Raw genomic sequence first — 13685 nt, forward strand, 5'->3', positions numbered from 1 at the left:
GATGGGTTTCGCTGCGCTCTACCCATCCTACGGGATCACCGCGGTATGCCGCGGCGCAGACTTCGGAGCGTGTATCATGGGTAACGAAAGCTCGTTGTCGCTGGACGAACTCAACGACCGTATCGCGATTCTTGAAGACAACATCAGGCAACTTATCGAGCAGGCCGCTGCGGCATCCGGCGAGCAGAACGAGGCGCGCATTGCGGACCGCATCAGCCAGCAGAATGACGAGCTCGAGCGGCTGATGAAGGAGCGCGACGCGCGATCGACAAGATAATCCGCTACCCATCGCGCATACGCCCATACGCGCTGCGCGCCTTGATCTTGCGGACGCCCTGCCGTTACTAGGTCCCCGGAAGCGATAACGCGGCCGTGATTGGCTGCCTTTCTGAGAGGATGACGAGGCTATGGGACCGCTGGATGGCATCAAGGTCGTGGACATGACGACCGTGTTGATGGGGCCGTATGCGACCCAGACGCTCGGCGACTACGGTGCCGATGTCATCAAGGTGGAATCGCCCGACGGCGACGTCACGCGTCAGATCGGCCCGACCCGCCATGCCGGCATGGGCCCGGTGTACCTCAACACCAACCGCAGCAAACGCTCGATCTGCCTCGACTTGAAGAAGCCGGCCGGCCGCGAGGCCGTGTTGCGCCTGATCGCCAAGGCTGACGTGCTCGTCTACAATGTGCGCCCGCAGGCGATGGCGCGATTGCAGCTCGGCTACGACGTCGTCTCCAAGATCAATCCGCGGCTGATCTATGCAGGTGTGTTCGGTTTCGGCCAGGACGGACCGTATGCCGCCAAGCCCGCCTATGACGACCTGATCCAGGGCGCGACCGCGCTGCCGGCGCTGATGGCGCAGACCTCGGACGGCGTGCCGCGCTACGTACCGAACGCGCTGGTCGATCGCATCGTGGGATTGACCGCGGTCGGCGCGATCTGCGCAAGCCTCGTGCATCGCGACAAGACCGGGCAGGGACAGCGCGTCGACATCCCGATGTTCGAGACCATGGCCGGCTTCGTCATGGGCGATCATATGGGCGGCCTCACCTACGATCCGCCGCTCGACCGCGGCGGCTACAAGCGGCACCTGTCGCCGGACCGGCGTCCCTACAAGACGAGCGACGGCTATATTTGCGTGATCGTCTACAACGACAAGCAGTGGGACAATTTCTTCACCGCGATCGGGCGCGACGATCTGCGCGGGGATTCGCGATTTGCGACCTTCGCCGGCCGCGCCGCCAATATCGATTGCGTCTACGCCGAGCTTGCGCGCATCCTCAAGACCAAGACCACCGCGGAGTGGAACGAGATTCTCGAGAAGGCCGACGTGCCGGTCATGCCGATGCACGATCTTGAGACCCTGTTGCAGGACCCGCACATCGTTGCAACCGATGTGTTTCCGGTCATCGAGCATCCGACCGAAGGTCGCATCCGCAGCATGAAGGTCTCGGCGCGCTGGTCGGAGACGACAGCCGAGCCGAAGCGGCTGGCGCCGCGGCTCGGCGAGCACAGCGTGGAGGTCCTGCGGGAGGCTGGTTTCTCCGCAAGTGAGATCGCCGCCATGCTCCGGGACGGCGTCACCAAGACACTCGACAACTAGGACAGAGACAGATGGATTTTGCGCTCTCGGCCAATCAGGAATCCATCCGCGATGCTGTGGCAAAAATCTGTGCGCGCTTTGACGACGCCTATTGGCTGAAGAAGGACAAGGAGGGCGGCTACCCCGCCGACTTCCACCGTGCACTGGCCGAGGCGGGCTGGCTCGGCATCTGCATCCCCGAGGAATATGGCGGCTCCGGGCTCGGCATCACGGATGCTGCGATCATGATGCGCACGATCTCGGAGTCCGGCGCCGGCATGTCGGGCGCGTCAGCCGTGCATATGAACGTGTTCGGGCTCAATCCGGTGGTCGTGTTCGGCACCAAGGAGCAATGCCAGCGCATGCTGCCGCCGATCATCGATGGCCGCGACAAGTCCTGCTTTGCGGTGACCGAGCCGAACACCGGGCTCAACACCACCCAGCTCAAGACCCGCGCGGTGCGCAAGGGCGACAAATACATCGTCAACGGCCAGAAGGTCTGGATCTCGACCGCGCAGGTCGCCAACAAGATCCTGCTGCTGGCGCGCACGACGCCCCTGGAAGAAGTGCGGACGCCGACGCAGGGCCTGAGCCTGTTCTATACCGATTTCGACAAGAAGCGCGTCACCGTGCACGAGATCGAGAAGATGGGCCGCAAGCCCGTCGATTCCAATGAATTGTTCTTCGAGAATTTCGAGATTCCGATCGAGGATCGCCTCGGCGAGGAGGGCCGCGGCTTCGAATATATTCTGCACGGCATGAATCCGGAGCGCATCCTGATCGCGGCCGAAGCGGTCGGGCTGGGCAAGGTCGCGCTGTCGCGCGCGCAGGCCTATGCCAAGAGCCGCATCGTGTTCAACCGCCCGATCGGCATGAACCAGGCGATCCAGCATCCGCTCGCCAAATGCTGGATGGAGCTGGAGGCCGCGTGGCTGATGGTGCTGTCGGCCGGATGGCACTACGACCAGGGCCTGCCTTGCGGGCCCGCCGCCAATTCGGCGAAGTTCCTCGCCGCCGAAGCCGGCTTCCGTGCCTGCGAGCAGGCGGTGATGACCCATGGCGGCTTTGGCTATGCCAAGGAGTATCATGTCGAGCGTTACCTGCGGGAATCCCTGATCCCGCGCATCGCCCCGATCAGCCCGCAGCTCATCCTGAGTTTCATCGCCGAGAAGGTGCTCGGGCTGCCGAAGTCGTATTGAGGATGGCCGCGATGATTCACCCTGTCATTCCGGGGCGACGCGAAGCGGCGAGCCCGGAATCCATCGGGCCGCATGCGAGGAGGTGCGATGGATTCCGGGCTCGCGTCTTCGACGCGCCCCGGAATGACGGAGAGCGACCATGAGCTTCATCACCGGCGTCGGGCTCACCTCGTTCGGCAAGCACGAAGGCTCATCCTCGCTCGATCTCATGAGCAAGGCGGCTGAGCTTGCAATTTCGGACGCCGGCGTGAGGCGATCGGAGATCGATGGCATCCTGTGCGGCTATTCCACAGTCTCGCCGCATATCATGCTCGCGACCGTGTTCGCCGAGCATTTCGGCATCCGCCCGTCCTATGCCCATGCCGTGCAGGTCGGCGGCGCCACCGGGCTCGCGATGACCATGCTGGCGCATCATCTCGTCGATGCCGGCGTGGCGAAGCATGTGCTTGTGGTCGGCGGCGAGAACAGGCTGACCGGCCAGAGCCGCGACGCTTCGATCCAGGCGCTCGCCCAAGTCGGTCATCCCGATTACGAAGTGCCGCTGGGTCCGACCATCCCCGCCTACTACGGCCTCGTTGCTTCGCGCTACATGCACGAATACGGCGTCACCGAGGAAGACCTTGCCGAATTCGCGGTGCTGATGCGCAAGCACGCGCTGAGCCATCCCGGCGCGCAATTCCACGACCCGATCACGGTCGCTGACGTGATGGCTTCAAAGCCGGTAGCGAAACCGCTGAAGCTGCTCGATTGCTGCCCGGTCTCCGACGGCGGCGCGGCTTTCGTGATCAGCCGCGAGCGGACCAGCGACATCGGCGTGCGCATCCGCGGCTGTGCGCAGGCGCATACGCATCAGCATGTCACCGCCGCGCCGGCTTTGAGTGAACTCGGCGCCGAGATCGCGATCGCCAAGGCCAAGGCGGTCTCCAGCGTTGCGATCTCCGATGTGCGCTATGCCGCGGTCTACGACAGCTTCACCATCACGCTTGCGATGCTGCTCGAAGATCTCGGCCTGGCCAAGCGCGGCGAGGCAGCCGCGCGCGTGCGTGCGGGTTACTTCAATCAGGACGGCGAGATGCCGCTCAACACCCATGGCGGTCTCCTGAGCTACGGCCATTGCGGCGTCGGCGGCGCGATGGCGCATCTGGTCGAGACGCATCTGCAGATGACCGGGCGAGCCGGCAACCATCAGGTCCGCGACGCCTCGATCGCGCTATTGCATGGCGATGGCGGCGTGCTGTCCTCGCATGTCAGCATGTTCCTGGAGCGGGTGCGATGAGCGGCAAGCCTGCAGACTGGACCAGCGGCGCGGAAGCGATCGTCTACCAATCCTGCACCGCTTGCGGCGCTGTGCAATATTTCCGCCGCAGCTTTTGCGCCGCCTGCGGCGCGCCCGATCCGCAGGAAAAGCGCGCCAGCGGGATAGGGACGGTCTACGCGACCTCGCTGGTCTGCCGCGCCGCGACGCCCGAGACACGCGCGCATGTGCCCTACAACATCGTGCTGGTCGACACCGCCGAAGGTTTCCGCATGATGGCCCACGGCGAGAATGATCTTGCGATCGGCGACAAGGTGACCGCGCGGTTTGCGCAGTTCGCGGGCCGCGTGGTGCCGTATTTTGAAAAGGTTAGATGATCGCGGTCACCGCCAATAGAGCACAATGCTGGCGATGACGACCATTGCCGTCACCGCCAGCATTTGCGCGAGCGCCTCCGAGGCCGCCCTCCTGGTGGCTTCCTTCATGCCTGTCTCCCTAGACTTGGGCGTGACTCATCGTGGCGCGGAATCCGCGCAAGCGACGGCCTTTTAGATTGGTACTCTCGGAACACCCCGCGTCGGACATTCGCTCCGATTGAGTCCCCACTCGGCGAATATCGACGGTAGCAGGGTCGGTCAGCATTGCGGCGGCATTTTGACTCGGCTGTGTTGCTCCTGCGTCAAGCGGCGGATAGTGTTTTGAAACTTAACGGAACCGAAGCAAATCGAGAAGAAAGAACGAGACGGAAAAGAATGGCCCGCATCGAATACAGCGATCCCGCCAAAGCCAGCGATCGCACCCGTGAAATCCTCGACAAGAATCGCAACGCCAACATCTTCCGCATGATGGCGCATTCGCCCAGTTATTTTGAGCAATATTGCCGGCTCGGTGGCGCGATCCGACACAGAGGCGAGCTTGATCCTGTTGTCCGCGAGCTTGCGATCACCCGCACCGGCATCCTGTGCGAAGCTCCTTACGAAATCGTCGCGCATAAACGGATCGGCAAGAATGTCGGCGTCACCGACGAACAGAACGAAGCGTTGGAGAATTGGCAGTCCGCCACCTGCTTCAACGACGTGCAGCGCGCCGCGCTCGCTTTCACTGATGAGATCGTCAAGCTGAAGAAACCGACGGACGCCACCTTCAAGGCGATCGCCTCGAAGCTCTCGCCAGCCGCGCTCGTCGAATTGCAGCTCTCGGTCGGCTTCTACATCATGACCTCGAAATTCCTCGAGACGTTCGAGATCGACCTGCAGCCGGTCACGGAAGTGGTGGGTTGATCGAGCTGCCGCCGCGCTCTTCTTCGCCTCGCCCCGCGCGCGGGGAGAGGCCGGATCGCATCGAAGATGCGATCCGGGTGAGGGGCTGCTTCTGCGAATAAAGCTATCACCATCTTCGCGGAAGCGGCCCCTCACCCTAACCCTCTCCCCGCGAAGAGCGGGGAGAGGGAACTGGGAAGGCCCGCGCGCGGGGAGAAGGGACTCTACGTCGCCGTCAGCAGATCGACCTTCGCGTTTGCGACGATCAGCCGGTCGGCGAGCAGTTGCGCGAGGTTGCGCATGATCCGCTCGCCGGCGCGCGGGTGCTGCTTGCGGAACCGTTCGAAGTCGCGCAGCGGGATTTCCCAGGCGGTCGCGGCCTGGTCCGCCAGCACGTCGGCGGAACGGATGGGCTCGATCAGCGCCATCTCGCCGAACGCCATGCCGGCGGTGAGCGTCGCCAGGCGGACGCCGTCGGGCAGGGTGACGTGCACGACACCGCTGCGCAGGAAGAACAGCGAGCCAGCGGGATCGCCGGCGGAGATGATCTTCTCGCCGGAGCGGTAGGTGTGGGTCGAAGCGAGCGACGCGAGGTCGGTCAGCTCTTCCGCGCTCAATCCGGCCAGCAGCGGCTGCTCGGACAATTCCGCGGTCTCGAAGAAATCGATCGAGCCGCCATAGCGATAGACGATCTGGTCCTCCGCCCATTCGATTGCGGTATCGAGCAGGTAGAAGTCCCTGATGTTGCCGAGCTTGGCCGTCCACTCGCGCAGCGTCTTCCATTCCGTCGATGAGCGTTTGATTCCGGACAGGATCACGGTGACGCCGAGCGCGGCCAGTTCCTCGAAGGCCTCGGCGACCAGCCGCGCGCCGGCACGGGTGGTGGAGGTGACGCGGTGCAGGTCGAACACGACGAATTGCGGCCGCCGCTCCGAGGCCATCCGCCGCGACACGTAATCGACCGCGGAAAGCGACAGCGTGCCGACCAGTTCGATGATCCGCACCTCCTCGTGATGGGCCGCGAGGATATCGCGCTCATGCGGGCGGCGGACGCGCCGCGACGGGCTCTTGCCGATATTGTAGTCGGCGATGATGCTGGTGCGCGCATCGTCGCTGCGGTTGAGCATATGCAGGTCGTAATGCGAGGACAGCGCCTCGCAGACCTTGATGCCGCGCACGCTGTTGCCGTGCTTGTCGAGCTTGGGCGAATAGCTGCCGAGCCCGAGTCGGGCGGGCAGCGCGGCCAGAATGCCGCCGCCGACGCCGCTCTTGGCGGGGATGCCGACGCGATAGATCCATTCGCCGGCGAAATCGTACATGCCCGACGAGGTCATCACCGAGAGCGTGCGCGAGATCGCATACGGCGTCATCACCTGCTTGCCGGTCACCGGATTGATGCCGCGATTGGCAAGCGTTGCCGCCATGATCGCGATATCGCGCGCGGTCACCAGCACCGCGCATTGCCGGAAATAGACATCCAGCACGGAGGCGACGTTGTCCTTGATCACCGCATTGGTGCGCAGGAGATAGCCGATCGCCCGATTGCGGTCCCCGGTCGTGCTTTCGGAAAGATAGACGGCCTCGTCGAGCGCGAGCTCGCGCCCGGCGAAGCGGCCGAGCGCCTGCCGGATATAGTCGAAGGCGGCATCGCCCTTGGCCTCATGGATCAGCCCGGTGCAGGCGATGGCGCCGGCATTGACCATCGGGTTGAAGGGATGGTTCTCCGCATTCAGCCGGATCGAGTTGAAAGGATCGCCCGACGGCTCGACGCCGATCGCGCTTTCCACCCGCGCCGCCCCCAGCGTGTCCAGCGCCAGCGCGAACACGAAGGGTTTGGACATCGACTGGATGGTGAAGGGCACCTTGGTGTCGCCGACCTCGTAGACGTGACCGTCGAGGGTGGCGAGGCTGATGCCGAAATGGGCAGGGTCGGCCTTGCCGAGCTCGGGGATGTAATCGGCGACGGCGCCACCGGTCTCGGCGGCGAACTCGTCGTGGCATGACTGCAGGAACCGCAGCAGAGGCGGTCTTGAGCGGGTCCAGGCGGTGGCGCTGGAAGGAGGCGGCTCGGGTTTCATCGCCTCCTGTTGTGCAACGCAATCAGGGGGCGCGCAACTGGTTCGGTATGAGCGCCTGCCGCCGGACCAGCAGCAGCGCGATCAGGACCGTCGGCACCAGGATGCTAAGCCCGAGCAGCGTCACCTGCATCTGCGACAACGGGTTGATGCCGCCGCCGGGTGTCGCCACCACGAAGCCGCCGATCACGAGCAGCACCCGCAGCGGCCACTCCAGCGCGCCCGCGCGGCTGAGGTCGCCGACAAAGGCCTGATAGCCCTGGATGCCGCCGCAGATGAACAGCGTGCCGAAACCGGCAAGCGCCATCAGGCCGAGGCCGGCGAGATAGGGGGAAGGTCCCTGCAGCACCAGCGCCGGGTTCAGCACGAAGAAGAACGGGATGAAATAGATGATGCTGCCGACCCACATCGATTCCCACCCGGTTTTCATCGCCGGCGATCCGGCGATGCCGGCTGCGGCGAACGAAGCGATCGCGACCGGTGGGGTGATCGACGACAGCATGCCCCAGTAGAAGATGAACATGTGGACCGCCATCCGGTTGAGCCCGAGCTTCTCCAGCGCCGGCGCCACCAGGATAGCGAGGAAGATGTAGCAAGCCGTGGTGGTCAACCCGAGCCCCAGGATCAGGCTGGTGAAAGCGCACATCGCCAGCAGCAGAAACGCGTTGTCGCCAGCAAGCGTCAGCAGGTCGTTGGCGAGGCTCGAGACCACGCCGGTCATCGAGAATGCGCCGATCAGAAGCCCGCAGCCGGCGAGGATGCCGACCAGCTCCACGAAGGTGCGGCCATTGACTTCGAGGAATTTTGCGATCGTGGCTGGCGTCCAGCGCGTCTCCTTGGAGAAGAACTGGTTCAGCACGAGGAGCAACGCAGTGGCGTAGAACGGGGCGTGGCTCTCGCGCTTGAAGTAGAGCAACATCACGATCAGCAGCGCGATGACGAACACGTAGTACCAGCCCGACTTGAGGGTATCGATCACCCGCGGCAGCTCGGCCCGCGGAATGCCCCTCAGGCCATGACGCGCCGCATAGGAGTCCACCTGCATGAACAGGCCGATATAATACAGCGCGGCGGGAATGATCGCGGCGACCGCGACCTCGGCGTAGCTGATGTTCAGGAACTGCGCGATCACGAAGGCGGTGGCGCCCATCACCGGCGGCGCCAGCACCGCGCCGGTCGAGGCGCAGGCCTCGATGGCGCCGGCATAGGAGGCGCGGAAGCCGCTGCGCTTCATCACCGGGATGGTCATGGTGCCGGCAGTGAGCACGTTGGAGATGATCGAGCCGGACATCATGCCGAGCAGTCCGCTCGCGAAGATGCAGACCTTCGCCGCCCCGCCGCGGAACGTGCCGCACAGCGCAAAGGCGATGTTGATGAAGAATTTTCCGGCACCCGTCATCATCAGCGCGGTGCCGAACACGAGGAAGCCGATCACGGTATCGGCAAAGGCCTGGATCGGAATCCCAAGCAGGCTCTCGCCCGAGAGCACATGATAGGCGGTGGCCTGGTCGAAGGTGAGTTCGGAGCCACGAAACGGCCCGAGCCATTTGGCCTCGGCAAACAGCGGATAGACTGTGAAGGGGAACACGCTGAGCAAGAGGCTCCAGCCGCCGGTGCGGCGCAGGGCCTCCATCAGCATCGCCCACATCACGACGCCTGCAATCAGGACGTTGCGCGGCGCGCCGTCGGATTCCCAGCCGTACTGCGCGGCCTTGCGGATGTTGAGCATCAGCCAGATCGCCGCAGCAAACGTCAGCACGAACAGGAGAAGGTCGTACCAGGGAATCCGGTCGAGCGGCGCGCTCCCCGTTCCCGGAAAGATCAGGAACGTGAACGGCAGCATCAGCGCGATCAGCAGATAGAAATATTCGGTGTTGAGCTGGGTGTAGCCGATCAGGAAGCGCAGCGAGAATTGCTGGTTGATGCAGAGCAGGATGGTGGCCGCGGTCGCGACCACCAGCGCCCAACGCCAGCCGCCGCGCAAGCTGCGCACGCGCGTGACCTCGGCCTCCTGCATGTTGCCCGCCCCGGCATGGGGATCTTCGAACTCGATCCTCTTCGGCGGCGCGGCCACGGCGCTATCGAGCGGAGAAGCTGACATCAGGAGATCCCCACAATGGCGTTAGCTTGCAATGGAAGCTCGTGGCTTTATTCAAAGCCGTTCGACATGTTGGCCTTGGCAAGCGCTGCCGCGCGCGCCTTCATCCAGCCTTCCAGGAACGCCTTCTCGTCCGCGGGCGGATTGGACTTGCCATATTCCGTCCAGGCGGCGGTGAGCACGTCCTGGCGCTTGAACAGCGCGTTGTTGTGGGCCTCCTGCTGGTCGGTCCATTGGCCCGCTTCCTTCAGCGCCCTCACGGCGCCGGGATGCACCGGCGCGACCCAGTTCTTGGTCTGCCTATCGGCGGCAAGCCCGCTCGCGCCTGGCGCGGAATCCTTGTAGGCATCGTAGTTGACGATCATCGCCTTGGTGATGGCGTAAATCTGGTCCGCGGGCACGGATGCATAGGCGACGAAGATCGGGTAGGGGTAGTTTGCGAGGTTGAGCGGCTTCTCTGGCGAGATGCCGGCGCCACAGGTCGCGCGATGCGGGAAGAAGAACGAGCCGACCTTCTGCACCCGTTCCCATCCGGCCTTGTCGTCAGCTGGAAGCGGCGGCCAGATCAATCCGCGCGGCGAGGTCTCGGCTTCCTTTGCGGGCCCCGTAATGGTGGTGCCGAAGGCAGCGTCGGTGTCGTTGTTGATCAGGCCCTTCCACATCGCGCCATAGCTTGCGAATTCGACGGCCTTGACGTCGGACTGCTTGAGACCGCCGAAGGCGAGGATGGCGAGCGAGTTCTGGTTCAGCGCGGGCGAGCCGACCACGAAGCCGACGCGCTTGCCCCTGAGATCCTTGATGTCCTTGACGCCGATATCGGCGGCGACGCCGAGCGAGGCTGCATTGCAGTCGACCGTGGACAACAGGAGTTGCAGCGGCTGCGGCCCCCATTCCTTGGCGCCGAACTCGAACACGCCTTCCTGCGCGAAATAGGTGCCGGACCCCATCGCCGACATCACCGCGCGCTTGGCGCGCAGCGGCGCCAGCCGCGCCACGTCATTGCCCGCCGGCAGCACGCGGAGGTCGGTGCCGTATTTGTCCTTCATCATCTTGCCGACACCGACCGCGATGTTGAACCCCGCGGTTCCCGTGTCGTAGGCGGTCACGCCCATCGTCGGCGGCAGCTTGATGTCTTCGGCGAGCGAAGGTCCTGATACGAGTAGGGTGACGCCGAGCGCGAGCATACGACGGATCATGATTCCTCCCTGATGTTTCGCTACGCGAAACTTGTTGTTTGCGAGGATCATTGCATCGCATCGCGATGATGGCAACGGCGCACCGTTGGCGCGCACTGCCACCATCGTTGCATCACCGGACAGATTGTCGCGGATCGAGCCTTGAATGTGTGCGCGTCAGGTCTCGACGATGGCGACCGCCTGTCCTTCGGCGATCACGTCGTCGACGCTGACGAGGATCGACTTGACCGTGCCCGACGCGGTCGACGTCACCGGAATCTCCATCTTCATCGCCTCAACCAGCGCGACCTCGTCGCCATCTGCGATGCTGGCACCGGCCTCAACGGGTATTGCGCATACACGGCCGGCCACTTCGGTGATGATCTTGATATCTGGCATTCCACGCTCCCCATCCGTTTCGCGAAACGCATAGCGCTCTGCGAACGGCTTTTGTTGTGGCCGCACATTGCCTGAGGTAGCTTGTTCTGCAAGTGGAATTTTATTCCGTATGGCGGAATGGAGCCTATAACAAATGGGAAGACGCTCAGAGCGGCTTAGCCGCCAAGGAATGCTCGCCAGCGATCTCGCAGGCGAGGGCGACGTGATCCAGGTCGTGTCGCGCGCGTTTGATGTCCTCAGATGTTTCGAAGGACACGAAGCGCGGCTCGGTAATCTTGAAATATCGAATCGTTGCGGCCTGCCGCGATCGACGGTGTCGCGGCTCACGCACACGCTGACGCGGATGGGCCAGCTCGTCTATCTGCCGCGGGACCAGAAATATCGGATAGGTCCTAGCGCGGTGGCGATGAGCACCGCGATGATGAAGGGCCTGCAGCTCCGCAACCTGATCCGTCAGCGTCTGCAGGACGTCGCCGAGCAATTGCCCGGCACCGTCGGCTTCGTCATCCCCGATAGGTTCCAGCTCGTCTATCTCGAATACGCGCGCTCGGCGAACGCTCTCGGCCTGCACGAGGTCACCGGCAGCCGGATCTCAATGGCGACCACCGCTGCGGGCCACGCCTATACGGCTGCGCTCGAGCCCGAGGTCGGCGATGCCCTGATCGCGGAGATGGAGCGCGAGATTCCCGAAGGCGCGAAGCTGCTCAAGCCGCGCATCGAGGGCAATCGCCGCCTCTTGCGCGAGCACGGCTATGTCGTCGCCTGCGGCCTCTGGAGCCCGCACATCAACGGCGTCGCGGTGCCGCTATGGTCGCCGCAATACCAGACCTATGTCGTGACCACGATCGGCCTGTTGTCGGCGATGTATGACGAGAAGCGGCTGCACAAGGAGGTCGGGCCGCAAATGGTGCAGCTCGGCGCCGCGCTCGCCAGCCTGCTCGAAGGCGCCGACGCCAGCATCTTCAATAACCGGCTCGAGCGAAAACCTGTTCCGGCAGCCGTGAACCATAACAAGATCATAAAAGCGGAGGAAAGGAATGAACTGGAAGCCGGAACTCGACGAGCTCGCCCGGCGCGAAGCGTTCGCGCGGGAGATGGGAGGCGTTGAGAAGGTAAAACGACAGCGCGATCAAGGCCGGCTCACCGTTCGCGAGCGCATCGATAAGATTGTCGATCAGAAATCCTTTCACGAGATCGGCGCCATATCCGGCATCGCCGAATATGACGAGAACAACGAGCTCAAGCAGCTGACGCCCGCGAACTGCGTGTTCGGCCGCGCCAAGGTGGACGGCCGTCCGGTGGTCGTGGTCGGCGACGATTTCACCGTGCGCGGCGGCTCGGCTGATGCGTCGATCTCCGCCAAGCCGCTGATGGCGGAGGAGATGGCGCATGATTTCCGGTTGCCGATCATCCGCATGATCGAAGGCTCCGGCGGCGGCGGCTCGGTCAAGACGATCGAGACGCGCGGCGCAGCCAACCTGCCCGGCGGCGTCGGCGGCACGCGCTGGTACTGGTACACGACCGCGAACCTCGCGCGCGTGCCGGTCGTCGGTCTCGGGCTCGGCTCGGTCGCAGGCCTTGGCGCGGCGCGACTTGCGGCCACGCATTATTCGGTGATGACCAAGAACTCTGCGATGTTCGTCGCGGGCCCGCCGGTGGTGAAGCGGCTCGGGCAGGATCTGACCAAGCAGGAGCTCGGCGGCGCCGACATCCAGACCCGCGCCGGCGCGATCGATCAGGCAGTCGAGACCGAGGAGGAGGCGTTCGAGTGCGCGCGGCGCTTCCTCTCCTATCTGCCGCAATCGGTGTTCGAACTGCCGCCGACCATTCCCTGCACCGACGATCCTGAACGATCAGACGAATCGCTGACGAAGGCGGTGCCGCGCAATCGCCGGCAGGTCTACAAGATGCGCCCGATCATCGACGCTGTCGTCGACAAGGGCTCGTTCTTCGAGGTGAGCGCCAATTTCGGCAAGCCGATCATTGTCGGCCTGGCGCGGCTCGAGGGCAGGGCGGTGCTGCTGCTGGCGAGCGATCCCTTCCACTATGGCGGCTCGTGGACCGCGGAAGCCTGCCAGAAGGTGGTGCGTTGGGTCGATTTCGCCGAGACCTTCCATCTGCCGGTGGTCTACCTGATGGACTGCCCCGGCTTCATGATCGGGCTGGAGGCAGAGAAGAGCGCGACCATCCGCCATGGCGTGCGCGCGATGGCGGCGGTCAACCAGAGCACCGTGCCCTGGTGCACGATCATCGTGCGCAACGCCTTCGGCGTCGCCGGCGTGGTGCACCAGCCGGCGAACCGCTTCTCGATGCGCTACGCCTGGCCGTCGGCCTATTGGGGCTCGCTGCCGCTGGAGGGCGGCATCGAGGCCGCCTACCGGGCCGACATCGAGGCAGCGCCCGATCCGGCGGCGAAGCTGAAGGAGATCGAGGACCGTCTGAACAAGCTGCGCTCGCCATTCCGCTCGGCCGAAAAATTCTGGGTGGAGGAGGTGATCGACCCCCGCAGGACGCGCTCGCTGCTCTGCGAATTCGCGCGTTTGGCTGAGCCGATCCGGACCGCGGGGCCGCCAGGCAACATGTCGACAAGGCCGTAGTTGCTGCCTGACCCTCATGGTGAGGAGCCGCGTAGCGGCGTC

Annotated in this window: 12 protein-coding genes; 8 read left to right on the top strand and 4 right to left on the bottom strand. The window is 64.2% G+C overall.

Annotated features, from left to right (window positions below; genetic code table 11):
• Nucleotides 1-76 precede the first annotated feature (76 nt).
• The 6 genes from ACZIRK_RS25025 to ACZIRK_RS25050 all read left to right on the top strand — a co-directional run bounded on the left by ACZIRK_RS25025 (nucleotide 77) and on the right by ACZIRK_RS25050 (nucleotide 5320).
• Nucleotides 77-277: a hypothetical protein gene (locus ACZIRK_RS25025; RefSeq protein ID WP_027579670.1), complete on the top strand. Its 201-nt coding sequence runs from the start codon at nucleotides 77-79 to the stop codon at nucleotides 275-277.
• Between the two features lie 130 nt (nucleotides 278-407).
• Nucleotides 408-1607: a CaiB/BaiF CoA transferase family protein gene (locus tag ACZIRK_RS25030; RefSeq protein WP_028164610.1), complete on the top strand. Its 1200-nt coding sequence runs from the start codon at nucleotides 408-410 to the stop codon at nucleotides 1605-1607.
• 11 nt (nucleotides 1608-1618) lie between these two features.
• Entirely contained in the window at nucleotides 1619-2785 is a 1167-nt protein-coding gene (locus tag ACZIRK_RS25035; RefSeq protein WP_130231085.1) for an acyl-CoA dehydrogenase family protein, read from the top strand.
• Between the two features lie 139 nt (nucleotides 2786-2924).
• Entirely contained in the window at nucleotides 2925-4061 is a 1137-nt protein-coding gene (locus tag ACZIRK_RS25040) for a thiolase family protein (protein WP_130231083.1), read from the top strand.
• Complete coding sequence (locus ACZIRK_RS25045) at nucleotides 4058-4417, top strand: Zn-ribbon domain-containing OB-fold protein (RefSeq protein WP_130231081.1); 360 nt, start codon at nucleotides 4058-4060, stop codon at nucleotides 4415-4417. The genes ACZIRK_RS25040 and ACZIRK_RS25045 overlap by 4 nt, the downstream gene beginning before the upstream one ends.
• 375 nt (nucleotides 4418-4792) lie before the next feature.
• On the top strand, nucleotides 4793-5320 hold the full coding sequence (locus ACZIRK_RS25050) for a carboxymuconolactone decarboxylase family protein (protein ID WP_130231079.1): 528 nt from the start codon (nucleotides 4793-4795) through the stop codon (nucleotides 5318-5320).
• Nucleotides 5321-5523: 203 nt separating this feature from the next.
• On the opposite strand, the gene glsA is transcribed toward ACZIRK_RS25050, so the two are convergent.
• From glsA to ACZIRK_RS25070, 4 genes are all read right to left on the bottom strand, one after another.
• On the bottom strand, nucleotides 5524-7377 hold the full coding sequence (gene glsA / locus ACZIRK_RS25055) for a glutaminase A (RefSeq protein WP_463328257.1): 1854 nt from the start codon (nucleotides 7375-7377) through the stop codon (nucleotides 5524-5526).
• Nucleotides 7378-7399: 22 nt separating this feature from the next.
• Nucleotides 7400-9475 carry a TRAP transporter permease gene (locus ACZIRK_RS25060; protein ID WP_130228318.1) on the bottom strand — a complete coding sequence of 692 codons (2076 nt, stop codon included), beginning with the start codon at nucleotides 9473-9475 and terminating at the stop codon, nucleotides 7400-7402.
• 47 nt (nucleotides 9476-9522) lie between these two features.
• Nucleotides 9523-10668 carry a TAXI family TRAP transporter solute-binding subunit gene (locus tag ACZIRK_RS25065; RefSeq protein ID WP_130228319.1) on the bottom strand — a complete coding sequence of 382 codons (1146 nt, stop codon included), beginning with the start codon at nucleotides 10666-10668 and terminating at the stop codon, nucleotides 9523-9525.
• 156 nt (nucleotides 10669-10824) lie between these two features.
• Nucleotides 10825-11046 (bottom strand): acyl-CoA carboxylase biotin carboxyl carrier protein subunit, encoded by a 222-nt coding sequence (locus ACZIRK_RS25070; RefSeq protein ID WP_028164618.1) that lies wholly within the window; start codon nucleotides 11044-11046, stop codon nucleotides 10825-10827.
• 133 nt (nucleotides 11047-11179) lie between these two features.
• Between ACZIRK_RS25070 and ACZIRK_RS25075 the strand changes: the two genes are divergently transcribed.
• Nucleotides 11180-12154 carry an IclR family transcriptional regulator gene (locus ACZIRK_RS25075; protein WP_130228320.1) on the top strand — a complete coding sequence of 325 codons (975 nt, stop codon included), beginning with the start codon at nucleotides 11180-11182 and terminating at the stop codon, nucleotides 12152-12154.
• Complete coding sequence (locus ACZIRK_RS25080) at nucleotides 12084-13643, top strand: acyl-CoA carboxylase subunit beta (protein WP_463328258.1); 1560 nt, start codon at nucleotides 12084-12086, stop codon at nucleotides 13641-13643. Before ACZIRK_RS25075 ends, ACZIRK_RS25080 begins: the two co-directional genes overlap by 71 nt.
• The last annotated feature ends 42 nt before the right edge of the window (nucleotides 13644-13685 follow it).

The sequence above is a fragment of the Bradyrhizobium sp. Leo114 genome (assembly GCF_055229415.2).

Bases quoted from the DNA above. Each gene is read 5' to 3' on its own strand.
- ACZIRK_RS25060 (WP_130228318.1), bottom strand. From the start codon at position 9,475: ATGTCAGCTTCTCCGCTCGATAGCGCCGTGGCCGCGCCGCCGAAGAGG.
- ACZIRK_RS25065 (WP_130228319.1), bottom strand. From the start codon at position 10,668: ATGATCCGTCGTATGCTCGCGCTCGGCGTCACCCTACTCGTATCAGGA.
- ACZIRK_RS25040 (WP_130231083.1), top strand. From the start codon at position 2,925: ATGAGCTTCATCACCGGCGTCGGGCTCACCTCGTTCGGCAAGCACGAA.
- glsA (WP_463328257.1), bottom strand. From the start codon at position 7,377: ATGAAACCCGAGCCGCCTCCTTCCAGCGCCACCGCCTGGACCCGCTCA.
- ACZIRK_RS25035 (WP_130231085.1), top strand. From the start codon at position 1,619: ATGGATTTTGCGCTCTCGGCCAATCAGGAATCCATCCGCGATGCTGTG.
- ACZIRK_RS25080 (WP_463328258.1), top strand. From the start codon at position 12,084: ATGAACTGGAAGCCGGAACTCGACGAGCTCGCCCGGCGCGAAGCGTTC.
- ACZIRK_RS25070 (WP_028164618.1), bottom strand. From the start codon at position 11,046: ATGCCAGATATCAAGATCATCACCGAAGTGGCCGGCCGTGTATGCGCA.
- ACZIRK_RS25025 (WP_027579670.1), top strand. From the start codon at position 77: ATGGGTAACGAAAGCTCGTTGTCGCTGGACGAACTCAACGACCGTATC.
- ACZIRK_RS25075 (WP_130228320.1), top strand. From the start codon at position 11,180: ATGGGAAGACGCTCAGAGCGGCTTAGCCGCCAAGGAATGCTCGCCAGC.
- ACZIRK_RS25045 (WP_130231081.1), top strand. From the start codon at position 4,058: ATGAGCGGCAAGCCTGCAGACTGGACCAGCGGCGCGGAAGCGATCGTC.
- ACZIRK_RS25030 (WP_028164610.1), top strand. From the start codon at position 408: ATGGGACCGCTGGATGGCATCAAGGTCGTGGACATGACGACCGTGTTG.
- ACZIRK_RS25050 (WP_130231079.1), top strand. From the start codon at position 4,793: ATGGCCCGCATCGAATACAGCGATCCCGCCAAAGCCAGCGATCGCACC.